The sequence below is a fragment of the Microbispora bryophytorum genome (assembly GCF_043197435.1).
Classification (GTDB): Bacteria; Actinomycetota; Actinomycetes; order Streptosporangiales; family Streptosporangiaceae; genus Microbispora; species Microbispora bryophytorum.
Genome location: NZ_JBICTF010000006.1, coordinates 363714 through 386998, shown reverse-complemented (window position 1 = coordinate 386998; position 23285 = coordinate 363714). Strand labels below are relative to the sequence as shown.

Sequence of the window (23285 nt, the reverse complement as noted above, 5' to 3'; positions counted from 1 at the left end):
CCGGCCTCCGTAGAAGACGATCAGAGATCGCCGGGGCCCCCGCACGGCGGTTGTGAGGCAGCATAACCTGCAACGTCCACTTTTGGGGAAAAATGCACTGACTTGCCCGGGTCAAGGCTCCTCATGGATCGTGATGATTTCGAGCTGTGGATCGGCGGCGATCTCGGCCGCGGTGAAGCGTTCAGTCACCCACTCGCCGCGCGAGAACAGGGCCGTCTGGTCGGCGTGGTGGGGTGACGCGGGGTTGGCGGACAGGGAGTAGGTGAGGACGGTCCGCGTGCGCGGGCCGGCGGGGGTGAGCTCGACGGCCATCATGAAGCTGGATCCGGTGTTCACCTCCGGGTAGCGTCCGTCCGTGCCCAGCGGCCCGCCTGTGCGCACCCGGTCGAAGCAGCCCTCCCCTTCGGTGCAGCCGGGAACCGGGATCGAGGAGTAGCTCTGCGCCTCCCCCGGGGTGAGCGTCAGCGGGATCCGGTTGGACCGGAAGAACTCCACGGTGTCGGCGAGGGCCTGCCGCACCGCCGGGTCGTCGATCTTCAGCCCTCGCGGAGTGGTCAGCGGACGCTCGGGGTCGAACGGCACCCGCCACATGGGACGGCCGAGCCGGGAGAAGAACTCGCGCCACAGGACGGCGCCCTCGCCGTCCAGGGTGGCCCGCCCGTCCCACTCACTCAGCGTCCGGCACGCCTCGTGGCTTAGCTCGGGGTGTGCACGGCACAGCTTCAGCAGGTCGTCGCGCATCAGCTCGAAGGTGAGGTTGCGCTTGCCGTGCACCGTGGCCTGCAACGTCTCCAGCGTGAAGCCGGGCGCGCCGAGCCCGTCGGTCCCGGACAGCCGCTGGGCGATCATGTCGAGGCTGACCCGGGGGCGCGGCTCCAGGTCCGTGCCCGTCTTGCCGTACGCCTGGGCATAGCCGGTGAGCGGCTTCGCCGGATTGGTCATCCAATAGGTGTTGTTGGAGTTGGCCACGTAGTCGGCGCGGACCAGCCTCGGCTGGCTGCCGGGCCCGAAGACGCCCGGCACGACGGCGTCGCCGTCCCTGCCCCACAGGCACGCGGAGGTCGAGCCGTCCAGGACGTACGCATCGAGGCCGGGATCCGGCGAGGGCTCGGCGCAGCGCTTCGCCTCGGCGTCCGTGACGTGGGGGACGACCGAGGTGTCGGCGAAGTAGGCGGTCCCGCTCGCGTCGGTGGCGAGGGTGTGGACGAACGGCATCCCCTGGTAGGTCCGCTGGGCCGTGCGCAGTTCGTCGAGGTCGCCCGCTCTGGCCAGCGCCAGCCACTCGTCGGCCGCCCGCAGGTTGGCGGCGTTCGCGTCGGCCAGCGCGTACGCCGCCTCGTCGGTGTGGCCGGTGGCGAGCACCGGGCCGTAGCGGGAGGTGAGGAGTGTGTGGACCGAGACGGTGCCATCCGGCAGCGTGACCGTCACCTCCTGCTCGCCCATGGGCTCCGCCCGGCCGTCCACCAGGTAGCTGTGGCCGCCCGCGAGCTTCAGCCGGTAGACGGTGAAGTGCTGGGCGTGGGAGACGGTGTGGGTCCAGGCGACCTCGGCGTTGTGGCCGATCTGGACGACGGGGGTGCCGTACAGGCTGCCGCCGGAGACGTCGAGCACGCCGGGGATGGTGAGCTGGACCTGGTAGAAGCGGCGGATCCCCTGCCACGGGAAGTGCGGGTCGGCCAGCACCATGCCGCCGCCTCCGCGGGTGGCCTGACGGCCGAGCACCCAGGCGTTGCTGCCCGCCGCCGGCGGCGGCTCAGGCTTCGGTCTCTCGGGTTCGGCCATGCCGGTGATGGCCTCCTTCAGGCCGGAGCTGGAGACCATCCGGCTGAAGTCGAGCAGGTTGTTCCACATGTCGGTGGCGGTGATCGGGCCGACCCACGCCTTGCCCCGGCATCGGGGATCGGGCAGGTTCGCCACCCCGGTGTCCTCCAGGTAGCGGTTGTATCCGGCGACATAGCCGTCCACTAGGCGGCGCAGCTCGTCGCTCGGGCCGACCGGCGCGGGCCGGGCCAGCAGCCGCCGTACGACGCCCGAGGCGGCGACGCTCTTGTAGTAGACGTCGCTGGTGAGGTTGGCGACCGGCTTGGGGTCGTCGGACTCGGCCTCCGGCCCGAAGTAGCGGGAGCGCTCGCCGCGCAGCGTCACCACCCAGGAGGCGAGTGTGCACAGGTTGTCCTGGGCGAAGGCGTAGCCGTATCCGAATCCGAGGCCGCCGTAGTCCTTGGCGGTGATGTGCGGGATGCCGTATTCGGTGCGCCGGATCGTCGCCGAGTATCCCGCGTCGGCCGCCTCCGCCGCGGGTACGGTCGCGACGGCGGGTGCGAGTAACGCCAGCGCGATCACGAGTGGCCTGAGCTTCATGGGGGGCTCCTATTCGAAACGCGCGTTGTCGGGCATGGTCATGCGCCGCAGCATCGGCAGCGTCGTGAGGATCACCAGGAGGGCGGCGGCCAGGCCCCCGCCGAGGGAGGCGAAGTAGACGGGGCCCGGGATCGCGATCGACGCGCTCCTCATCGCGAGGGCGTCGATGAGCGGCTCGGCCACCCCGAAGCCGGCGCCGGCGGCGAGCGCGGCGGCCAGCACGAGCGGCAGCGCCGACTCCAGCAGCACCACCGCGGCCAGGGTGCGCGTGGGCGTGCCCGCCAGCCGCAGCAGGGTGAACGGCTGCCTGCGCTCCACCAGCCCGCCGCCGGCCGCCACCACGAGGCCGCAGGCGCCGGCGACCAGGGTGAGCCCGACCATGGCCAGCGCGACGTTCTCCGCGCGGGTGTAGAGGTCCGCCCTGACCTCGGCGACCTCGGCGAAGGTCATCGGCGCTTCGACGGTGTAACCGGCCAGCAGGGTGCGCAGCCGCTCCAGTGTGGCCGGATCGGGTGTGGTGATCATGATGGCCGCCATGTCCAGCCCGTCGGCGACGGCGGGCGGGCTGGCCGGGCCCGCCAGCGGAAGGAGCCTGTCGACGGTGAGGGGGTTGTCGGCGCCGACGATGCGGGCGAAGTTGCCCGCCACGGCGCGCGTGCTTTCGGGGCACCGGCCCAGCACGGGGAAGAGGGCCAGCCCGGCGCACTCGACGACGTACGGCGCGGGCGGCGGGCCGTCGGGCCCCGGGGGGACGCGTTCGATGTCCGGCCTGGCGTAGATCGGCAGCACCTCCACGCCCGGATGGGCGCGTAACCGGTCGAGCAGCTCCGTCGCCGCCCGCGGTGACAGGCCGGAGACGCCCGGCCGGGCGAACGTCGCGCCCAGAACGTCGTTGAGCGTGCCCCCGGCCACCTTCTGCTGGCCGGCGACCACGGCCGGCACGAGGGCCGCGATCGTCGTCCCGATGAACACCGCCAGCACCAGCCCGCTCACCGACCTGAAGGCGGTCTTCGGATCGGCGGCCAGGCGCCGCGTGGCCAGCAGCGTCGCCCCGCCCCGCGTCAGCCGGGCGGTCAGACGTGCGGCGACCATGGTCAGCCAGGGGCCGGCCAGCATCAGCCCGGCCATGATCAGCACAAGCGCGACGACGGCGAGCAGCTCGTCGGGCTTGCCGTTCCGATACACCGGGCCCGCGAACATCCCCAGGCCCGCCAGCAGCGGGACCACCCGCCACGCTCGCGGAGGGGACGCGGTGGTCTTCCTCGCCACGCCGAGCGGCGAGATCCGCACCCGGCGCAGGGACCACAGGGCGGCACAGGCCGCCACGACCGGCACCCCGCCGAGCACGGCCGCGTACTGCCAGAGGTGCGGGGTGACCAGCTCGGGGAAGAACCGGGCGCCGGTGATCCGCACCCCGGCCACGGCCGGCCGTACGAGCTGGAAGATCGCGAGGCCGGCCATCGCGCCGGCCAGCGCGCCCAGCGCGGCGTCCACCGTCGCGAGCACGTTGATCTGCCGGGTGGTGGCTCCGACCAGGCGGATGGCGGCGAAGCGGGTCTCGCGGCGAGCCGCGGCCAGCCGTGTGGCGGTGCCCACGAGCACCATCAGCGGGACGATCAGCCCGACGGCGGCGACGCCGAAGCCGAACCGGTAGACGTCCGCCCCGTCGTCGATCGCCGGCTCGGCGCCGACCACGTCGACCTGCCGGGCGCCGGGCATGGCGGCGACCTCGTCCGGCGTCCGTCCCACCACGATGACCAGCTCGTCGGGCCCGGACAGCGCGGCGTCGCCGATCAGCCCGGCGCGCGTGCCGGGGAAGCGGTCGGCCAGTTCCGCACGCGGCGCCGAGTCCAGCAGCCCGGCCAGCGCGGGCGAGACGTCGTACTGCCCCGGGCCGGGCATGCGGAACAGGCCGGGGACGACCGGCGCCCGCGTGCCGAGCGCGGCGGCGTCCAGCCTCTTGATCGTCCGGCCTGCGTAGAAGTCCTCGCGGTAGCTCCACAACGCGCCGTCGGCCGACGGGTCGAGGGCCCAGCCGCTGGGCGCCGAGCCGGTCGTGCACTCCCAGCAGGGACGGCCGCCGGTAGCCTGGAAGGCGTTGAACAGCGACAGCGTGGCCAGCAGCACCGCGACGCCGGCCGCCACTCCGACGACGATCAGCGCCAGCCTGGCCGCCGCCTCCCTGCCGCTGCTCAGCGACAGCCGCAGGCCCAGCCGGATCATCGGACGGCCCCGGTCGCGTACGGGTCGCAGACCCGGCCGTCGCGCACCACGACCTCCCGGTCGGCGCAGGCGGCCACCCGGGCGTCGTGGGTCACCACGATGACGGTGGCGCCCTCCTCGCGGGCCAGGCCCACCAGCAGGTCCATCACGTGTTCGCCGGTGAGCGTGTCCAGCGCGCCGGTCGGCTCGTCGGCGAACACGACCCGGGGCCGCGTCACCAGTGCTCTCGCGATGGCCACGCGCTGCGCCTGCCCGCCCGACAGCTCTCCGGTGCGCCGCCCGCCCAGGCCGGCCAGCTCCAGCCGCTCCAGCCATTCGGCCGCCCGCCGCTCGGCGTGCCTTCTCCTGGTGCGGCCCAGCAGCAGCGGCAGCATCACGTTGTCGGTGACCGTCAGCTCCGGCACGAGCTGGCCGAACTGGAAGACGAAGCCGAAGGCGGTGCGCCGCAGTTCGCTGCGGCGGCCGTCGTCCAGGGTGTCCAGGCGGCGTCCGTCGAACCACACCTCTCCGGTGTCCGGCGTGAAGATGCCGGCCAGGCAGTGCAGCAGCGTGGACTTGCCGGACCCGCTGGGGCCCATGATCGCCACGACCTCGCCCGCGGCCACCGAGAGGTTCGCCTCCCGCAGCGCGGGCGTGCTGCCGTAGGAGCGGCTGACCTCCCGAGCCTCGATGATCATGAGGCGCGCACCATCTCGGCCAGGGCCCCCAGCCGGGCCTGGGTGACGTCGATCCACCGCAGGTCCGCCTCCACGTGGAACATGGCATGGTCGGCCAGCAGGGCGTCGGTCAGGGGGCCGCCGCGCTTGATCTCCGTCAGCTCCCGCATGCGCCGCATGTGCGTGGCGCGCTGCGCGTCCAGGTAGCCGGCCGCGTCACGGCCCAGCATCAGCGCCAGCACGACCTTGGTGAACAGCACCGTCTGCAGGTACGGCTCGGCCGCGACCGGCTCGACCAGCCAGGTGGCGACCTCCTGCCGGCCCAGGGGGGTGATGGCGTAGCGCTTGCGGTCCGGCCCGTCGCCCGGTTCGCTCTGCCCGGTGACCTTGCCGTCCCTGGCCAGGCGGCCGAGCGTGGAGTACACCTGCCCGAAGGGCAGCGGCCTGCCCCGGCCGAAGAAGGCGTCGTAGTCGCGTTTCAGGTCGTATCCGTGGCTCGGCTCCCGTTCCAGGAGGCCGAGCAACGCGAGGGGAACGGTCATGTCCCGGACTATACATCGAGTGTATACACGGGGGTTATAATCGCTCGTGAAAAAACGAACGGCCGGTCCGTCGGGACCGGCCGTTCGTATCGGGGTGAGTGATGGGACTTGAACCCACGACATCCAGGACCACAACCTGGCGCTCTGCCAGCTGAGCTACACCCACCATGTCCGCCGTGCGCGGCGTACGAAGAAAGTGTAGCGGTATTTCGGAGTCCTCCGCGCCTGTAATACCGCTCGGCCCTCCTCGTCAGGACCCGGAGACGGACTCCGCGACCTCGCGGGCGGTGGCGGAGTCGGGCCCGGGTTGCGGCACGAAGACCGCGGCGCGGTAGTAGCGCAGCTCCCGGACGCTCTCGGTGATGTCGGCCAGTGCGCGGTGCCCGCCCTGCTTCTCGGGGGAGGCGAAGTAGACCCGGGGATACCAGCGGCGGGCCAGCTCCTTGATCGACGAAACGTCGACCATCCGGTAGTGCAGGAAGGCGTCCACCAGAGGCAGGTCCCGGGCGATGAACGCGCGGTCGGTCGCGATGGAGTTGCCGCACAGCGGCGCCTTCTTGGCCTCGGGCACGTGGGAGCGGATGTAGTCGAGCACGACGGCCTCGGCCTCCGCCAGGGTCACCCCCGCCGCGAGCGCCCGCAGCAGCCCCGAGGCCGTGTGCATCTCCCGCACGACCTCTGACATCTGCTCCAGCGTCTCGGCAGGGGGTTTGATGACGACGTCCACGCCCTCATCCAGCTGGTTCAGCTCGCCGTCGGTGACGATACAGGCCACCTCGATGAGCGCGTCACGGCCGAGGTCGAGCCCGGTCATCTCACAGTCGATCCAGACCAGCGGGTCAGTCATGGCTCAAGAGTAATGCGGAAGGGTAAATGGGGACGTCACTGAGACTGAAGCGAGTCCTCCACGCGCTTGATGATCGACTGGTCCAGGTTGTCCGGCACCGAGACGTACAGCATCGCGGGACGGGCGTTCTGGCCGCGGTCCACCAGGACGATCGCGCCCTTCTCCTTCTTCCACTTCAGGCCGTTGGCCTCGGCGACCTTGGTGAAGTCCATCTCGAACTCGATCACCCAGCCCTGCTTGCCGCTCACGGTCGTCGCCTCGCTGCGCAGCACCTTGCGCTCGTGCTGGATGCCGTAGAAGATCGGGTCGTAGGCGAGTAGCAGCGTCTGGGAGAGCTGCCCGAAGCTCTGCGGGCCGCTGTAGGGGAAGAACTGGGGCACCTCGGCGGCGTAGATGCTGCCGACCCAGTCGCCGCCCCTGCCGTCGTAGTTCGCCTGGGAGGTCGCCAGGCAGCCGCTCGTCCACAGCGGCATCCTCGGGTCGGACGGGTCGTTGACGTTCTTCGACTCCGGCACCTGCCACTTGTCGCCCGGGTACGCGTACGACAGGCCGGTCACCGGGTCCTTGATGCGGTCACCGGACGGCTGGGGAAGCTGGGGCAGCGGCGGGGCGGACTGCTGCGGCTCCTGCTCGGGCGGCACGGTCTGGTCGAGTTGCGGGGCCGTCGCGGTGGTCTCCGGCCGGGCGAGGGTCGAGCCGGCGCGATCGCGCAGGACGATGACCGCACCGCCGATGACCAGCGCGAGCACCACCACGGCTGCGACGCCGCCCACGATCCACGGCCAGACCGGCGCCGTACGCCGCGGCGCGCCGAACTCGGGCATCGGGAGCTGCGCCGTCTGGTTCGCAGGTCCCCACTGGGGCTGCGCCCACTGCGGGGCCGGCTGCGGGGCCTGGGGCGGAGCCTGCTGAGGGGCCTGGGGCGGCGCTCCGGCCTCCTGCCCGGGGGCGTGGGTGGCGTCGGTCCACTGGGTGCCGTCCCACCAACGGAGAAGAGGGGAGCCGTACGGGTCCGGATACCAGCCGGCGGGCGTCGTCGTCATGCGCGCCACACTAATGAAATCAGCATTTGTAGGTGAAACTTGCCTTGTCCTGGATCGGCTTCCCCGTCGTCGTGGGGGACAGGACGCGGAGTGTGGCCGTGCCCTTGAACGATCCCGGTCCGGTCACCTTCCAGTGCAGGGGGAGGTCCACCGACGTGTCTCCCGAGGAGACCTGCTGCTCCTGCTCCAGCGGCTCGCGGTTGTCGCTGCGGATCCAGAGGTAGCGGAGCGTGCCGGCCTCGCCGTTGGTGGTGACGACCCCCACGAAATCGGCTCTGCCGTCGCAGTGCACCGTCTTCTTGGGCGCCTTGACGTCGACGTCGCTCACCGCGAGCGGTGCGCCGGGCGCCTGGCGCAGCCACAGGATCACGGCCGCGATCAGGATCGCCAGCAGCAGGGTCCCCGCCCACGCCGTCGTACGCCTCCGGCGCCGCCGGGGGGCCGGACCGCCGGTGTGGGCGGCCGTGACGGCGTCGTGGGTCTGCCCGGCCCGCCAGATCTGCGCCGCCGTGGTCTCGGTCGGGACCCCGGGCCCGAACCGCATCATCACGTCGCCGGGGCCGTCCCCAGCGTTAGGCAGGTCGAGCAGGGTCACCGCCTCCCCGCCGGAAGAGCCGGCCGCCGGGCCGGCGGGGAGCTCGGGGGACGCAGGGGACACGGGCGCGGCGAAGCCGTATGCCGCGCTGTGTGCCGAGTGAGCCAGCCGTTCCCGGCCCATGCCGGGGAACGCGTCGCGCTCGGCGAGCAGGGTGTCTCGGGCGGCGGCCAGCCCGTGGGCCGCGGCGCCGGACGCGCGCCGCAGCGCCGCCGCCGCGTGTCCCTGACCGCAGTGCGCGGCCAGCGCGCCGGCGAGCGCGGCCCAGGCCGCCACGTCCTGCTCCGCGGACGCGGTCTCGCCCCGTAGCGCCCGCAGCAGGCCGCGCTCGGCCAGCAGCACCGAGCCGTTCTCCCCGATCACGACGGTGCCGGCGTGCAGCGAGCCGTGGGCCGGCCCGGCGGCGTGCACGGCGAGCAGCGCCTGCGCGGTCTCCAGGAGCACGGTCGCCGCGCCGCCCGGGTCCAGGCGGCCGGCGGCCATCAGGTCGGCGACGGCCGGCGTCGCCCGTGCGGTGATCAGCCAGACCTCGTCACGCGCGGCCACCAGGTCGATCACGGGCAGCAGCCCGATCGGCCCGCCTTCCTGCAGCCGCACGTCGGCGCCGACCGCGGCGACGAGCCGTTCGCGTGCCGCGGCCGTCGCGACGGCCGCGGGATCGAACCGCAGCACACCGGACGGCCGCCCGTCCGGGGAGACGGCGTCCGCCCAGGTGCCGACCTCGCTGGGCCGGGTGCGGCCGGTGAGCCGGTGCCCCGCGACCGTCAGGCCTTCTCGCATCTACGGCCGCCTTTGGTGATGTCAGCCGCGGTGAGCGCGCTCACAGGATCACCGACGACCCGGACGAGCGCGTCAGCGTCGGCTGGCCGTCGGGGGTGCTGGGCGGCGTCGTCGGCCGGGTCGGCTGGGTCGTCGGCGTGGGGTCTGTCGTGGGGCGGGTGGTGGGCCGCGTCGTGGGCCGGGTGGTCGGCTGTGTGGTGGGCCGGGTCGTGGGCGGCCTGCTGGTCTGGGCGGGGCTGGGCCGCGGGGTCGTCTGCGAGTTGCCGCGCGGGTCGACCGTGACCGCGTCTTCCGAGGGCACGGGCTTGGGCGAGGGCCTCGGCCTGGGGGTGCGCCTGATGGTCGGCGTGGGCTTCGGCTTCGCGCTCGCCGAGGGCCGGGGGGTCGCCCGGCCGGTCGCGCTGGGCTGGACGACCGGTGGCGGCGAGGGGTTCGGCTCGGGGCTGGTGGCCGCCGGGCTGGTGCCCGCAGGGGTGGGGGTCGCCGGGGCGGGCGTCGCATCCTCCGGGTCCTCGGTGGGGTCGTCGGCGGAGTCGTCCTCCACCTCGATCGACGAGGGATCGACCGCGGGCGGCGTCGCGATCGTCGTCCCGGCCTGCAGAGTCGTGCCGCCGCTCATGGTCTGGACCAGCGCCACCGTTCCGCCCGCGATCACGACCATCCCGGCCAGGGTCAGGCCGATCTTCATGCGGGTCCGGCTCAGCAGCCCGCCGAGCTTCGTCTCGGCCAGTGCGGTGCCGGTCTCGGAGACGTTCTCCTTGAGCGGGAAGAACGGCACAAGCAGCCCGGCGAGCGCCGCGAGCCGGCGCCGTCCGCGTTCCTCCCAGGCCGGGCCGTACGCGCCCGCGGCGACGATTTCGAGCTCCCGCACGAACTCCTCGGCCGACGCGAACCGCTCCTCGGGCCGCTTGGCCATGCCGCGCTCCACGAGGTCGCGCAGAGGGGGCGGCACCTCGTCGACCGGAGGAGGGGTGGCCTGGTGCTGGCGGGCCAGCGCGGCCATGTTCTGCGCCCGGAACGGCCGTCCGCCGGTGAGGCACTCGAAGAAGACGACGGTGGCGGCGTAGACGTCGCTCGCCGGCCCGGCCTTCCCGCCCGACCACTGCTCCGGCGCCATGTACGGCGGTGTCCCGGCCGCCCTGACCCCTTCGCCGGCCTGCGCCGCGATGCCGAAGTCGACGAGCTTGCTGGCGCCGTCGGCCTCGACCATGACGTTCTCGGGCTTGTAGTCGCGGTGGACGACGCCGATGGAGTGCGCCACGGCCAGCCCGAGCAGTGAGCCCTTGAGCACGGTGAGCGCGGCCTCGGGACCGGTCGGGCCCTCCGAGCGGAGCATCGCGCGCAGCGAGACGCCGTCGATGAGCTCCATGACGATGGCGGCGCCGCGCGCGGTCTCGACGTACTCGTAGAAGCGCGCCGCGTGCGGGCTGGGATCCATGGCGGCGAGCAGGCGGGCCTCGTGCCGGAACCGGGCCACGAAGTGGAGGTCCGCCATCATCTCGTCGGACAGGTACTTGATCGCCACAGGGATGTCGTCGGCGTCATGCCGCGCGAGCATCACTCGCCCGGCGCCCCCCGTGCCGAGCTCACGAACTTCCGTATAGCCGGGGACGCGCCAGGCGCCCGTCTGGCCGTGCATAACGGTCTGTCTCCTCATCGCCTGGGGCCCCCGCCAAATGACGAGACCGAAGTTTAGTGGCGACTTTACGATTACGTTGAAAAGTCACCGTTTAGTCAGAATGAATGTCGGGATCGGTCTGCCGGGCGATCGTGGAGGCGCCGCTCGCCGGCCGGCTGATGAAGGCTCGGCCGCAGTGTCGGTGAAACCGCTTGCAGGTCGCTTACAGCCGCGGCTGACGGTTCCCGATGTGCGGGGGAACCGGGATGCCGGGCGCGAGGCGCGGGTCGGGCTCGGGAGCGCCCCACGACACGGTGAGCGGCAGCACGCCCGCCCAGACGGGCAGGTCGTAGTCCTCCTCGTCGTCCTTCGGCGGCCCCTGCCTGACCTTCACCGACGCCTCCTCCAGAGACAGGGCGACCACGGCCGTGGCGGCCGTCTCCTTGCGGTCCGGCAGGCGTACGGCGTCCCACTGCCCGGGGGCGAGCTGCTCGGTGACGGCCCGCAGGCCGGCGAGCCGTTCCTCGGGGTCGTCCACCAGCCGGGCGAGGCCGTAGACCATGGCGGACCGGTAGTTCACGGAGTGGTGGAAGGCGGAGCGCGCCAGCACGACGCCGTCGAGGTGGGTCACGGTGACGCAGACCGGGGCGCCGAGCGCGGCCCGCAGCGAGGTCGCGCCGGTGGAGCCGTGCAGGTAGAGGGTGTCGCCGATCCGGCCGTAGGCGGTGGGGATCACCATGGGGGACCCGCCGGCCAGCACGCCGAGATGACAGACGAGGCCAGCGTCCAGGATCGCGTACAGGTCGGCGCGGTCGGTGCGGGCGCGGTCCTTCGACCGCCTGAGGGTGGTACGGGCGGTTGTGGAGAGCATGTCCGATACGTTAGGCCGAAGTGGACTGCCGGAACACGTCCACTCAGTGCCCATACTGGGAGACCACTCTGCGGGGGAACACTGTGCGGGGAACACTGTGCGCCTGACCATAGATCTGCCGCTGGCGGTGGACCGCGAGTCCCCGGTGCCGCTGGCCGTCCAGGTGGCCGGTCAGTTGCGGGAGGCCATGCGCACCGGCCGGCTCAGGGCGGGGGAGCGGCTGCCGTCCACGCGGGCCCTCGCCGCCCTGTTGGGGGTCAGCAGGACCGTCGCGACCGACGCGTACCAGCAGTTGTACGCCGAGGGGTGGCTGGACGGGCGGCACGGCTCGGGCACCTACGTGGCCGACGACGCGCTGCCGTACGAAAAGCCGGGCGCGCGGGCGGTCGACGTCCGCGGAGCCGTCCGTCGCGAGCCGGCGCCCCCGGGATGGGTGGACCTGCGGCCGGGGCGGCCGTGGGTGTTCGGGTACGACACGGCGGCCTGGCGGCGGGCCTGGCGCTCGGCGGGCGAGCTGGCGCTGAACGCGTTCCCCGACCCCTACGGCCATCCGGAGCTGCGCGAACTGCTGGCCGACCACCTGCGCAGGGCCAGGGCCGTGCCCGTGGGCGCGGGGAACGTCATGGTCACCAGGGGCACCGGGAACGGGCTCGACCTGATCGCCGCCACGCTGCTCGGCCCGGGGACCCGGGCCGGGGTGGAGGAGCCCGGCTGGCGGGCCGCCCGGCGGATCTTCGCCTCCCGGGGCGCGGAGGTCGTGCCCTGCCCGGTGGACGAGCAGGGCGTGATCGTCGAGGCGCTCCCCGACGACCTGCGGGTGCTCTACACCACGCCCGCGCACCAGTTCCCGGTCGGCGGCAGGCTGCCGATCCCGCGCAGGGAGCGGCTGCTCGCCTGGGCGCGCAGGACCGGCGCGATCGTCGTCGAGGACGACTACGACGCCGAGTTCCGCTACGACGTCGCGCCGCTGCCCGCGCTCTACGGGCTCGACCCCGGGCGGGTGGTGCTGCTCGGCACGCTGTCGAAGTCGCTCGGTCCCGACGTCGGGCTCGGCTGGCTGGTCGCCCCCGCGGACCTGCTCGACGCCGTGGCGGAGCGCCGGACGCAGCTCGCCGACCGCACGTCGGGGCCGGTCCAGCGGGCCGTGGCGACCCTGCTGGAACGCGGCGACCTCGACCGGCACCTGCGCAGGATGCGGCTGGAGTACGCCCGCCGGAGGGCCGTCATCGTCGAGGAGCTCGGGCCGTACGTGCGGGGTGACACGGCCGGGCTCCACGTCATGGTCGCCCTGCCCGCCGGCGTGGTCCCCGGCCTCGTACGGCGGGCCGGGGAACGCGGCGTGCTCCTGGACACGACCGAGGCCCACCACCACGGGCCGCCTCGGGTGCACGGCCTCGTGCTGGGCTACGGCTCGGCCTCCCGGGCCGACGTGCGGCGCGGGTGCGCGGTGATCCGGGAGCTCATACCCCCTGCAGAAGCCTGAGCTCACTTCCGGACAGGGGGACCTTCAGGTTGAGCGCCTCCTCGCCGATGATGCGGGCGATGTCGATCGATCCCGGGTCTCCCTCCCTGGTGCCGGGCACCTGGGAGTGGCCGAAGTGGCCGCCCAGGGCCCACAGCCGTTTGCTGCGCTCGGCGGCCAGGGAGTGCGGATAGGGCAGTGGAGGGCCGGCCGGCCAGCGGCGCGGCACCTCCCAGGAGTCGAGCCAGGCCAGGATGTCGTCCAGACCGTCGAGTTTGGTGTCGGTGAACGGTTCCCTCGCCGAGCCGATGACTTGGATCTGCACACAGACCCGTCCGTTCCTGCCGCGGTCCGCGGCGAGCCCGCCGCCCGCCCTGATGGGCGGGAGCAACTGGACGATCTCCCCGGTCACCGGGTTCCACACCAGGTGGGAGGGCCGGCGGAGCTGGATCAGCCGCTGGGCGACGGATCTGGCCGAGACCCCTTGGGGGTCGGCGGGCCAGATGAACCAGACGGTCCTCGGGGCTCCTCCGAGCATCGCTCCGGAGTCCCCGGGGGAGGGAAGTCGGCTTGCGCCGGGCAGCCATGCTTGGGCCACAATGCCCCCTCAAATCCTCGGTCGCGTCGTTTTTCCCCTTTCAAACTTCCGCTGACACCTCGCGAATCCTGATTGTTACTGGCGAGCGCCAATCTTCCGACAAGGGTGTAACAACTGGTGATGCTGTGACGGATGCGTCAGCCGGCGGGCGTGGCGGCGGCTTCGCCGGCCGAAGGCGGGCCGTCGCCCGGCTCGCCGCCGGAATCGGAGGGGGGACCGGCCGTGATGTCGGAGGTCGGGCCGGGCCCAGCCCCGGCCTCGTCGTCGTTCCCTTCCTGGCCGTCCCAGGCCATCCGGCACGAGGGCCGGCCGGCTGAGGACGTGAAGGTCACCACGCCCCTGCCCGCGACGCCGGGATCGACGACGGTGAGCGTGATCCGGCCGCTCGCGCCCGCGCGGAGCCTGCCGTGCCGGGGCGAGACCGCGATCCCGCCCGAGGTGACGGCCGTCCACTCGATCACGGCGTTGCGCGCGGCCAGCGTGACCGATGCGCCCGTCGCGCCGCCCAGGTCTCCCGGGCACAGCGCCGTCAGCGCCGGCTTGGGCGCGGGTCGCGTACGGGTGGGAGTGGGCCGCGACCGCCCCGAGGGTGCGTTGGTGTGGGGCGGGGCGGTCGCGGCCGATCGGGGGGAAGCGTCCGGTGTTGGTGTCTCGTGTCCGGATGGGGCGGGGGTCGCGGTGTGGGTGACGGTGGGGGTCGCGGTGGGCAGGTCACTGTCCTCCGGGTCCGGCACCGGATCTCCGGGGGCCGAATCCTCGGGGGCAGGGTCCGCGGGCGCCGACGTGGGAGGCACGTGTATCGCGTCGAGCCGCCCGGCCGGAGCCTGACCGGAGACCAGGGCGAGCCCGCCGGCCGCACCGAACACGCAGACGGCGGCGAGCATGACGGGAGCGGTCCGCAGCGGGCGGGAGCGGACCCGCCCCTGCTCTGGCCGCCCGTGCCCTGCCCGCCCCTGCTCTGGCCGCCCGTGTCCTGCCTGCCTGCCGGTGGTCGCGGGGAAACCGCGCCGGTCGAACGCGGTGGTGGCAGCGGCGGCGGCAGCAGTAGCGGCGGTGGTGGCAGCGGTGGTAGCGGCGGTGGCGGCGCCCCGCCGGTCGGCCTGGAGCGCGGACTCGATCACCCGGCGGCGCAGCGAGAGCGGGGGGTAGGCGACCGGGACCATGTCGAGCAGCCGCGCGGCCGACACGTGCCTGCCCCGGCCCTCGCGGCAGATCTCACAGGCCGCGATGTGCTTGCTCAACCGCTTGCGCACGGGAGGACCGAGGGGGCCGTCCTGCCATGCGGCGCCCACGCCGTGGTCGACCAGGGCCGACAGCTCCGGGCAGTGGGCCCGGCCAGCCCTGGCCAGCACGAGGGCCGCGGCGGCGTTCTCCAGGTGGTCGCGGGCCCGGGTGAGCCGCGCCGACACCTGCCGGGAGGCGAGCCCGAGGACCGATCCGATCTCGGCCGTCGTCAGGCCGTGCCGTACGGCGAGCTGGAGCACCTCGCGCTCGTTGTCGCCGAGTTCCTCCAGCGCCTCCCGCACCAGCGCGGCGAGTGGAGGGTCCGCGGACTCCTCCACCGCGATGACGGGTCCGGCGGCGCTTTTCCGGGTGGCGCTCTTTTGGGTGGCACTCTTTCGGCTGGCGCTGTGGAACCGGGTCAGTGCGTACAGCCACGCCCGCAGCCGGGCCGGCTCCTTCAACCGGTCGGCGCAGCAGGACGCGGCGACGAGCGCGTCGTGCACCGCACGCTCCGCCGCGTCGAGATCGCCCACCAGCGCGTACGCGTAGTCGCTCAGCCGGTCGGCGTAGGCGTCGTACAGCGTGGCCGGGGCCTGGGCGTCGGCGCCGCGGCGCAGCGCCTCCAGCAGTCGGTGGTCGTCGGCTCGCCCGACGCCGGGCCATTCGGGCAACGAACATTCCTCCCCGTGTGACGGAACCTGGTTCTGCCGGTCCCCACACGAGTGGGACGCCGTCCCCTCTGGCGTCGTTTACGGATCACAGGGTCATGCCCAACGGGTATGACCTGCGAAAACAGCGGCTGCTGTTACTGGAGTCGGCGGGCGATGCCCTTGAGGAAGATGTTGCGGATCTCCAGGATGGTCTGCGGGAAGTAGGCGGCGCCGCCGGTCGCCTTGGCGATGGAGGTCATCTGCGCCTGGTCCTCGTCCTTCTGGGTGTTGAACGAGATGATCAGGAGGCTCACCGGCCGCTTGGGATCGTAGGCGTCCTTCAGCTTGGACAGGATCTCGGTGTTGGAGATGCCGCCGTTCGGGTCGTCGTTGCCGACGCCGTCGGTGAACAGCAGGATCGTGTTGACCTTGTCGGGCTCGTACTCCTTGGTCATCTTCTGGTAGGCGGCCCACAGGGTGTCGTTCAGGCCGGTGTTGCCCGTGGGGATGGCCTGCGCCCGCTGCAGCGCCTGGTTGATCACGTCGCGGCGGGTCACCCCGTTGATCTGCTGGGCCAGCGGCCCGATCTGCACGACGGGCTTCCAGTCCACGCCCTCGCCGCGCAGGTTGTCGGAGAAGGCCCAGATGCCGATCTCCGCCTTGTCGGGGAACAGCTTCAGGCCCTCGACGGTGAGGTCGGCGATCGCGCGCATCCGGGTGACGCCGGTCTTGTCGGCGGGCAGCGCCATGGTCCCGGAGATGTCGATGAGGGCGAGCAGCCTGGTGCCGAGCTTGATCTGGTGCCACGCCTGGGAGAGGCGGGTGACGGTCGCGGCGTCCGGCAGCGGGATCGCGGCCGGCTTCTTGGCGCTCACGCCGTTGTCGGGCTTCAGCAGGCTGCCGCCCTTGCCGTCGGGCGCGCGGAAGCCGTAGTCCTGGACGGTCTTCCTGCCGTTGGGCGAGGTCACCTCGGTCGCCAGGGCCTGGGCGGCCTTGCGCGTCGCGGCGTCCTTCGCCGTGACGATGATCGGGTAGTCGAGGCTGACCGTGCCCTCGGCCGGATAGAGCGCGACCGCCGGGTTCGAGGGGGTCGTCGTCGTGTTGTACGACCACACGGCCTGCTCGGACGTCACGCCGACCGGGATGCGGGCCGCGGCCTTGGTCAGCGTGGCGAACAAGCTGTCGGGGGTCGACACGGTGGACTCCGACAACTGGCGCAGCACGCCGACGAGCGTCTCCTCGCTGCCGCCTCCCTGCTTGAGCACGGCGGCCCCGGCGAGCAGCGCGCCAAGGCCGGAGGCGTTCTGCGTGGGATCGAGCGCGAGCACGCGCACCTTCCGCGCCAGGCCGTCGGGGTTGGCGGCGTTCGCCGCGCTCATCAGGCCGGTCCAGCTCGGGCTGAAGGCCGACTGGAGCTTGCCCGCGCCGGTCTTGGACGCGGCGAGCACGACGGGGGTGCTCGCGGCGTTCCCGGTGGGCTCGGGCGCGTTCTTGACGCCGCTCAGCCACAGGCTGGAGTCGGGGATCCACAGGTCGGGGTCCAGCTTGCCGCTGGTGGGACCGGTGCCCGCCATCGCGTTGGCGACGTCGGCCGGCTCGGCGGCCTTGACCGTGACGGCGACGCACCTGCCGTCGACGGCCCTGCCCGACTTGCCGAACCTGGTGGCGATCTTCTGGATGGCGGGTTGGATGTCCGGCGCGGCGACGACCGACAGCTGGATCTTCTCGCCGGCGCAGCCAGGGCTCTTGTTCACCACCACGTACGCGGCGACGCCGAGGAGCACGGCCAAGGCGACCGCTCCGGCCAGTGGGACGAACACCGTCCCCCGCCCGGCTCGCCGCCGCGGCGGCGGCGGGGGCTCGTACTGGGGGTCGAAGCCGCCATCGAGTTCGTCTGTGCGGTGTCGTCCGCCCACGGTGCTCTCTCCGGTGTCGACTGGCCGTAACAGGTTTAGGGAACGATACTGGCAAAAGTCATATCTTGCGCCCGGGTGTGCGCGAGTGTTCTACCTGGCCGTACGCTGAGGCCCGTGGTCATTTCGGTCGATGACGCCGCCGATCCGCGGCTGTCTGACTACGTGCGGTTGCGCGACGTCGACCTGCGCAAGAGCGTCGAGAGCGAGCGCGGGCTGTTCGTCGCCGAGGGCGAGAAGGTCATCCGGCGGGCGATCGGCGCGGGCCATCCGGTGCGCTCGGTGCTGACCACGGCCAAGTGGCTCGACGCGCTGGCCGACGTCGTCGGTGAGGCCACCGTCTATGTGGTCTCCGACCGCGTGATGGAGGGGATCACCGGCTTCCAGGTGCACCGGGGCGCGCTCGCCGCGATGGAGCGCACCCCGCTTCCCTCGGTCGGCGAGCTCCTCGCGGACGCGGGGTCGCGGATCCTCGTCCTGGAGGACCTGGTCGACCACGGCAACGTGGGGGCGATCTTCCGCTGCGCGGCGGCGCTCGGCGTCGGCGCGATCGTGCTGTCGCCGCGCTGCGCCGACCCCCTCTATCGCAGGGCCGTCAAGGTGTCGATGGGGGCGGTTTTCGCCATCCCGTACGCCCGGATGACCGACTGGCACGGCGGCCTGGCGGAGCTCAGGGCGGCCGGGTTCCGCCTGCTCGCGCTCACGCCCGACCAGTCGGCCGTGCCGCTGGACAAGGCCCCGCTGTCCGGACGGGTCGCGCTGATGCTCGGCTCGGAGGGCGACGGGCTGTCGTCCCACTGGCTGCACGATGCCGACCAGCCCGTCTGCATCCCGATGAGCGCACAGGCGATGGACCTCGGCGTCGACTCCCTGAACGTGGTGGCCGCCGCCGCCATCGCCTGCCACGGCCTGCTCAGGGGATCGTGACCCCGGGCTCTGCTTCCTCGGAGGCTCCCGTCTCGGCCCAGTCGAGCAGCTTGCGCGCGGTCGCCAGCCTGGCCTTCTCGCTGCGCTCGCCCAGCACGACGCCCACGTACGTGTGCCCGTCCTGGACGGCGGCGAACGACAGGCAGTAGCCCGCCTGGCTGGTGAAGCCGGTCTTCAGCCCCACCGCGCCGTCGTCCAGCAGGTCGTTGGTGTTGCGCCACACGTGCGCCCGGTGGACGGCCGACTTCCCGACCACCCGCTTGGGCGTCTTGGCCACGGACGCGATCACGGGGTCGCGCAGCGCCGCCACGGCCAGCGTCGCCTGGTCGCGAGCGGTGGAGTATCCCTTCGACGGCAGCCCGTCGGGGTTGGCGTAGCGGGTGTCGCGCAGGCCGAGAGCCCGCGCCGCGGCGTTCATCCTGGCGACGAACTTCGCCGTCCCGGGGCCGTACCGCTCGGCCAGGGCGTGCGCGGCGTCGGCTCCCGAGGGGAGCATGAGCCCGTAGAGCAGGTCGCGCACCGTGAGCCGCTCGCCCGCCCGCAGGCCCGCCGTCGTGGCCCCGCCGGCCGTCGCGTGCCGTATGTCGGCCGCGGTGACGGTCACCACGTCGTTCAGGCTGGCCTGCCGCCGGACCACGTAGGCGGTCATGACCTTGGTCAGGCTCGCGATCGGCACCCGGCGCGTCTCGCGCTTGGCGAACTGGACCGTTCCCTGCGTGGTGTCCACCAGGTAGGCCTCCCGGGCCGTGACCGGCGGAGCCTGCGCGGCCTGGGCGGCCTGAGCGGCCTGTGCGGGCACGGCCGCGGTCCCTGCCGTGACGAGGGCGGCGGTCAGCGCGATGAGTACCCCGTTACGCATCTCGACATGATCGCACGGCTTCGGGCGCGGCGGGCGCGTCCCCGTTCCCGCCCCTCCTGCGGCGCCGCAGGAGGAGGGCGACGGCCAGGGCCACGACGGCGACGACGGCGGCGGCGAGCCCGGGGGACCGGGCCGCCAGCGACAGCCAGGCCCACAGCAGCGAGTAGAGGCCGAAGGACGCCACCGGCACCCAGGTCAGGCAGCCGAGCGCGCTGGCGACCACATACCAGCGGTAGTTCACGCGCAGCGCCCCCGCGACCCACGGCAGCGTGTGCCGCAGGCCAGGCACCCAGAAGCAGCCGTAGACGGCGAGCGCGCCCCACCGGCGCACCACGTTCTCCACGCGCTCGATCCGCTCCCGGCCGATCCTGCGGCCCACCCGCGAGCGGTAGAGCGCCTCGCCGAGCCTGCGGCCGACCCAGTAGTACACCTGGAACGCGCCGAACAGGGCGACCGCGCCGACCGCGACGACCAGCCACAGAGGAAGGCCGAACACGGAGGCGGCCGTAGGGTCGGGGATCCGCACGTGCTCTCACCGCCGGTCGTCGGGGCAGCCATCAGCGAGCCTTACCCTAGCGCCCCCCAACGCCCTGATTGCACGCCGATGTCAGCGACTGATCAATCCGCCCTTTCGGTGCCTGCCTGCTCACTCACCTGCTCACTCACCTGCTGACTCACCTGTTCGCGAGGGCCCCGCGGGCCTCGGCGACCCAGCGGGGCACACCCACCCGCTCGGCCACGGCCAGCGCCTTCTCGTAGTGGTCGCGGGCCGGCAGGCCGAGCCGTACGGCGAGGTCGCCGAGCGTCTTGGCCACCGGCCACAGGGCGACCACGCCGGTGCCGGCCCCGGCGATGCGGTCGTGGAACGGCGCCAGCTTCTCGTACGCCTCCCGCATCCGGTCCTCGTCGTCCAGCAGCATCCCGGCGAGCGCCCGCCAGTTGAGGGCGAGCTCGTAGAGGAAGTCGGTGCGGACCGGTTCCCGGCTCGTGGCCACCACCTGGGCGTCCCGCACGTGCCCGGCCGAGGCGAGCGCCACCGCGTAGGCGTCGAGCGTCCACTTCGCGCCGCGCAGGTGGGCCTCGCCCAGCGGCTCGGTCATCTCGGCGGCCCGCCCGTCCACCAGGTGCAGGCAGAACGTGGCGATCAGCGGTAGGTCCTGGCGGCCTTCGAGCATGCCGGCCCGCGCGGTCAGCCGCGCGGCGTTCCGGTAGGCCCGCTCGGCCCCCGGGTAGTCCCCGGTGATCATCAACCGCTGTCCGGCGTACCACGCGCCGACGGCCGCCGGGGCGGGCAGGGCGTACTGCCGCCCGAGGCGTTCGGCCTGCGCGAGGTGCTCGTCGGCCTCGGCGAAGTCGCCGCGGGCCGCCGCGCACTCCAGCAGCACGAGGTGCGCCAGCGTCTGCACCGCGATCTGGCCCGACTCCGCCCCGACCCGCAGCAGCTCACGGCCGATGGTCTCGCGCTCGTCGACCTGCGTCAGCGTGTACGACTGCCGCAGCCGCCCGCTCAGCGCCATCGCCAGCAGCGCGGGGTCGCCGCTGGACCTGGCCAGCTCCTCCGCCTCCAGCGACGCCTGGTAGCCGCGCTCGGTGGCCGACCCCTCCAGCTCCAGGGCCAGCGTCGCGAGCAGGCTGGCCCGCAGCGACTGCTCGCCCTGCGGCAGCTCGACCAGCGCCTTCTCGGTGACGTCGACGATCTCCCAGGCGGTGCGGGTGAAGTCGCGGGCGATGCCCTTGTGCGGCACCGCGAGCGCCGCCGCGACCCGGGCGGTCAGCTCAAGATCGCCGAGGGGCAGCGCGACCGACATCGCCTCGCCCCGGTGCGCGCGGGCGGCGGTCATGTCCCCACACAGCGCCAGCGCTCTGATCATCCGGAGCTGAAGCTCCAGCCGGTCGCGTACCGATCCGCGGCCCGCGCGGGCCCGGTCGAAGGCGGTGATGGCCTGCTGCCAGAGCGTGGCGGCCTCCCGGTGGGCGAACCTGCGCTCGGCCTGCTCGGCGGCCAGCCCGGCGTACCGCACGGCCTTGGCGGCGGTCTCCACCGTGCCCGCCGCGTCGTAGTGGTGGGCCAGCGCGGCCACGTCGTTCGGGCTGCGCTGCTCGATCACCGAGGCGACCGCGGCGTGCAGGCGCGAACGGCGCAACCGGGAGGCGTCCGAGTAGATCGTGTCCCTGACCAGGTCGTGGTCGAACCTGAGCAGGCCGGGCCCCGGCTCGGTCACCAGCCCGGCGAGCAGCGCCGCCTCGACCGCGTCCACCACGGCGTCCTCGTCGCCGGACACGTCGACCAGGACGTCCACGTCCACGTCGCGGCCGATCACGGCGGCCTGCAGCAACACCTGCTGGGCCCGCTCGGGCAGCCGGGCGATCCGCCGCCGCAGCACGTCGCGCACGCCCGAGGGCACCTCGGAGATGTCGGCCTCGGCCTCGAACAGCCGTGCCGTCTCCTTGACGAAGAACGGGTTGCCCCCGGCCCGCTCGACGATCGTGCTGACGACCTCGTCGTCCACCTCGTGCACGCAGGTCGCCCGGACGAGCTCCGCCACCGCGGCGTCGTCGAGGCCGCCGAGCCCCACGCGTACGGGGTCGAGCCGGGCCAGCGCGGCCAGCACGTCCTGCTGCTGGTCGTTCAGCTCACCGTCGCGGCAGGTCACCACGACGAGCACGCGGCTGGCCGCGAGCAGGCTGGGCAGCGCGCGCAGCAGCGCGAGCGTCTGGTCGTCGGCCCAGTGCAGGTCCTCCAGCAGGATCAGCAACGGTGCCTCGCGCGCCACGGCCGACAGGTAGCCGCCGACGGCCCGGTGCAGCCGGAAACCGCCCGACGCCTCGTCGTCGGCGATGTCGGGAGCGGCGTCGTCGAGCAGCGGCGCCAGCAGCGCGGCGTACTCGCCCGCACCCCTGCGGGCGACCAGGGCGCGCAGCACCTCGACCCAGGCCCAGCCGGGCGGGGTCGCCGTGCTGTCGGGGCAGCCGCCGGTCGCGCCGATCCAGCCGTCGCCCTCCAGGCGCTCGAACAGCCGCCGCACCAGCGTGGTCTTTCCCGCGCCGGGATCGCCGCTGACCACGGTGACCGTGAACCGGCCCGCCTGGGCGCGGGGCGCGGCGGCGGCGAGCGCGGCCAGCTCGGCGTCACGCCCGACGAACGGCTCGGGCTCCAGCGGCGGGGCGTCGCCGGTGGCGACCGGCCGGGGCGGCCAGGTCGCGGTGATCTCGGGGGGCCGCCGGGGCGAGGGGAGCACGAGGTCGAGCCCGGGGGCCTGGGCCAGGATGTCCGACTCCAGCTTCCGCAGCGCAGGCCCGGGGTCGATGCCCAGCTCGTCGGACAGGATCGTGCGGGCCCGGCGCAGCGCGGCGAGCGCGTCGCCCTGCCGCCCGCACCGGTACAGCCCGAGCGCGAGCAGCCGCCAGCCCTCCTCACGCAGGGCGTGCTGGGTCGTCAGCGCCTCAAGATCGGGCACGGTCTCGGCGTGCAGGCCCATCCGCAGCCCGGCGTCGGCGTGCCGCTCCCTGGCCACCAGGCGCAGCTCGCTCAGCCGCGCCACCTCCGCCTCCGCCCAGGACTGGTCGGCGAAGTCCGCGTACGGCGTGCCCTGCCACAGCGCGAGCGCCGAATCCAGCCGGGCCCTGGCGGCCTGGGGGCTCTCCTCCAGCCGCTCCCCGGCCGAGCGGACCATGGCCTCGAAGCGGAGCGCGTCCACCTGTTCCGGGGCGGCGCGCAGGGCGTATCCCGACGCGACGGTGACGAGCAGGCGGTTGGGGCCGCCGCGCGGGCGGTTGGGCTCGAGCACGCGGCGCAGCCGGGAGATGTAGACCTGCAACCCGGACTGGGCGCCCTTGGCGGTGTCGTCGTCCCACAGGTCGAACAGCAGGGTGTCCACGGGCACGACCTGGCCGCGCGCCGCGAGGAGGCGGGCCAGCACCGCGCGCTGCCGCAGCCCGCCGAGGTCGAGCTCGTCGGTGCCGTCGTGCGCCCCCACCGGCCCGAGGACCCGGAACGCCACCGGGCTCGTCGGGGGGCTCATCGGGCGCTCCTCCGCTGTCGTGCGCCGTGCCTGCCGGCCGCCGCTGGTCGTCCTATCCCAGGCGTCACCGTATGCGCGCCCGCGAAGGGGCACA

At 73.3% G+C, this 23285-nt stretch carries 17 protein-coding genes and 1 tRNA gene; 2 read left to right on the top strand and 16 right to left on the bottom strand.

Annotated elements, in window-relative coordinates; translation table 11 throughout:
- Positions 1-111: 111 nt before the first annotated feature.
- The 10 genes from ACGFIB_RS22525 to ACGFIB_RS22480 all read right to left on the bottom strand — a co-directional run bounded on the left by ACGFIB_RS22525 (position 112) and on the right by ACGFIB_RS22480 (position 11536).
- Positions 112-2361: a penicillin acylase family protein gene (locus tag ACGFIB_RS22525; protein WP_393374661.1), complete on the bottom strand. Its 2250-nt coding sequence runs from the start codon at positions 2359-2361 to the stop codon at positions 112-114.
- 9 nt (positions 2362-2370) lie between these two features.
- On the bottom strand, positions 2371-4584 hold the full coding sequence (locus ACGFIB_RS22520) for an FtsX-like permease family protein (RefSeq protein WP_393374658.1): 2214 nt from the start codon (positions 4582-4584) through the stop codon (positions 2371-2373).
- A complete protein-coding gene (locus ACGFIB_RS22515; RefSeq protein WP_393374656.1) occupies positions 4581-5261 on the bottom strand; it encodes an ABC transporter ATP-binding protein in 681 nt (226 codons plus the stop codon). The genes ACGFIB_RS22520 and ACGFIB_RS22515 overlap by 4 nt, the downstream gene beginning before the upstream one ends.
- Positions 5258-5782 carry a PadR family transcriptional regulator gene (locus tag ACGFIB_RS22510; RefSeq protein ID WP_142573870.1) on the bottom strand — a complete coding sequence of 175 codons (525 nt, stop codon included), beginning with the start codon at positions 5780-5782 and terminating at the stop codon, positions 5258-5260. Before ACGFIB_RS22510 ends, ACGFIB_RS22515 begins: the two co-directional genes overlap by 4 nt.
- A 93-nt stretch (positions 5783-5875) precedes the next feature.
- Positions 5876-5948, bottom strand: a tRNA-His gene (locus ACGFIB_RS22505).
- Between the two features lie 84 nt (positions 5949-6032).
- Positions 6033-6629: an oligoribonuclease gene (gene orn, locus ACGFIB_RS22500; RefSeq protein WP_357249923.1), complete on the bottom strand. Its 597-nt coding sequence runs from the start codon at positions 6627-6629 to the stop codon at positions 6033-6035.
- A 35-nt stretch (positions 6630-6664) separates the two neighbouring features.
- Positions 6665-7672, bottom strand: a complete 1008-nt coding sequence (locus tag ACGFIB_RS22495) for a DUF2510 domain-containing protein (protein ID WP_393374653.1) — start codon at positions 7670-7672, stop codon at positions 6665-6667.
- A 19-nt stretch (positions 7673-7691) separates the two neighbouring features.
- Positions 7692-9047 carry a protein kinase family protein gene (locus ACGFIB_RS22490; protein WP_357249916.1) on the bottom strand — a complete coding sequence of 452 codons (1356 nt, stop codon included), beginning with the start codon at positions 9045-9047 and terminating at the stop codon, positions 7692-7694.
- A gap of 40 nt (positions 9048-9087) precedes the next feature.
- Entirely contained in the window at positions 9088-10686 is a 1599-nt protein-coding gene (locus ACGFIB_RS22485; RefSeq protein ID WP_393374650.1) for a serine/threonine-protein kinase, read from the bottom strand.
- A 202-nt stretch (positions 10687-10888) separates the two neighbouring features.
- Positions 10889-11536, bottom strand: a complete 648-nt coding sequence (locus ACGFIB_RS22480) for a pyridoxamine 5'-phosphate oxidase family protein (RefSeq protein WP_142573862.1) — start codon at positions 11534-11536, stop codon at positions 10889-10891.
- Between the two features lie 97 nt (positions 11537-11633).
- Between ACGFIB_RS22480 and pdxR the strand changes: the two genes are divergently transcribed.
- Positions 11634-13019 (top strand): MocR-like pyridoxine biosynthesis transcription factor PdxR, encoded by a 1386-nt coding sequence (gene pdxR / locus ACGFIB_RS22475; RefSeq protein WP_393374647.1) that lies wholly within the window; start codon positions 11634-11636, stop codon positions 13017-13019.
- Here pdxR and ACGFIB_RS22470 read toward each other — a convergent pair.
- The 3 genes from ACGFIB_RS22470 to ACGFIB_RS22460 form a co-directional block, all read right to left on the bottom strand.
- A complete protein-coding gene (locus ACGFIB_RS22470; protein WP_142573858.1) occupies positions 12997-13536 on the bottom strand; it encodes a hypothetical protein in 540 nt (179 codons plus the stop codon). The genes pdxR and ACGFIB_RS22470 overlap by 23 nt on opposite strands.
- Before the next feature lie 197 nt (positions 13537-13733).
- Positions 13734-15491: an RNA polymerase sigma factor gene (locus ACGFIB_RS22465; protein ID WP_393374644.1), complete on the bottom strand. Its 1758-nt coding sequence runs from the start codon at positions 15489-15491 to the stop codon at positions 13734-13736.
- Positions 15492-15625: 134 nt separating this feature from the next.
- Positions 15626-17386, bottom strand: coding sequence for a substrate-binding domain-containing protein (locus ACGFIB_RS22460; protein ID WP_357249901.1), 1761 nt, complete (start codon positions 17384-17386; stop codon positions 15626-15628).
- Between the two features lie 114 nt (positions 17387-17500).
- Between ACGFIB_RS22460 and ACGFIB_RS22455 the strand changes: the two genes are divergently transcribed.
- On the top strand, positions 17501-18310 hold the full coding sequence (locus ACGFIB_RS22455) for a TrmH family RNA methyltransferase (RefSeq protein WP_393374642.1): 810 nt from the start codon (positions 17501-17503) through the stop codon (positions 18308-18310).
- Here the strand turns inward: ACGFIB_RS22455 and ACGFIB_RS22450 are convergent.
- The 3 genes from ACGFIB_RS22450 to ACGFIB_RS22440 form a co-directional block, all read right to left on the bottom strand.
- Positions 18297-19169: a D-alanyl-D-alanine carboxypeptidase family protein gene (locus tag ACGFIB_RS22450; protein ID WP_393374640.1), complete on the bottom strand. Its 873-nt coding sequence runs from the start codon at positions 19167-19169 to the stop codon at positions 18297-18299. The genes ACGFIB_RS22455 and ACGFIB_RS22450 overlap by 14 nt on opposite strands.
- Complete coding sequence (locus ACGFIB_RS22445) at positions 19162-19695, bottom strand: DedA family protein (RefSeq protein WP_142573846.1); 534 nt, start codon at positions 19693-19695, stop codon at positions 19162-19164. Before ACGFIB_RS22445 ends, ACGFIB_RS22450 begins: the two co-directional genes overlap by 8 nt.
- A 148-nt stretch (positions 19696-19843) precedes the next feature.
- Positions 19844-23191, bottom strand: a complete 3348-nt coding sequence (locus tag ACGFIB_RS22440) for a BTAD domain-containing putative transcriptional regulator (RefSeq protein ID WP_357264280.1) — start codon at positions 23189-23191, stop codon at positions 19844-19846.
- Between the last annotated feature and the right edge of the window lie 94 nt (positions 23192-23285).

Coding starts and splice junctions, on each gene's coding strand:
- ACGFIB_RS22525 (WP_393374661.1), bottom strand. CDS start 2,361: ATGAAGCTCAGGCCACTCGTGATCGCGCTGGCGTTACTCGCACCCGCC.
- ACGFIB_RS22520 (WP_393374658.1), bottom strand. CDS start 4,584: ATGATCCGGCTGGGCCTGCGGCTGTCGCTGAGCAGCGGCAGGGAGGCG.
- ACGFIB_RS22515 (WP_393374656.1), bottom strand. CDS start 5,261: ATGATCATCGAGGCTCGGGAGGTCAGCCGCTCCTACGGCAGCACGCCC.
- ACGFIB_RS22510 (WP_142573870.1), bottom strand. CDS start 5,782: ATGACCGTTCCCCTCGCGTTGCTCGGCCTCCTGGAACGGGAGCCGAGC.
- orn (WP_357249923.1), bottom strand. CDS start 6,629: ATGACTGACCCGCTGGTCTGGATCGACTGTGAGATGACCGGGCTCGAC.
- ACGFIB_RS22495 (WP_393374653.1), bottom strand. CDS start 7,672: ATGACGACGACGCCCGCCGGCTGGTATCCGGACCCGTACGGCTCCCCT.
- ACGFIB_RS22490 (WP_357249916.1), bottom strand. CDS start 9,047: ATGCGAGAAGGCCTGACGGTCGCGGGGCACCGGCTCACCGGCCGCACC.
- ACGFIB_RS22485 (WP_393374650.1), bottom strand. CDS start 10,686: ATGCACGGCCAGACGGGCGCCTGGCGCGTCCCCGGCTATACGGAAGTT.
- ACGFIB_RS22480 (WP_142573862.1), bottom strand. CDS start 11,536: ATGCTCTCCACAACCGCCCGTACCACCCTCAGGCGGTCGAAGGACCGC.
- ACGFIB_RS22470 (WP_142573858.1), bottom strand. CDS start 13,536: ATGCTCGGAGGAGCCCCGAGGACCGTCTGGTTCATCTGGCCCGCCGAC.
- ACGFIB_RS22450 (WP_393374640.1), bottom strand. CDS start 19,169: ATGCGTAACGGGGTACTCATCGCGCTGACCGCCGCCCTCGTCACGGCA.
- ACGFIB_RS22440 (WP_357264280.1), bottom strand. CDS start 23,191: ATGAGCCCCCCGACGAGCCCGGTGGCGTTCCGGGTCCTCGGGCCGGTG.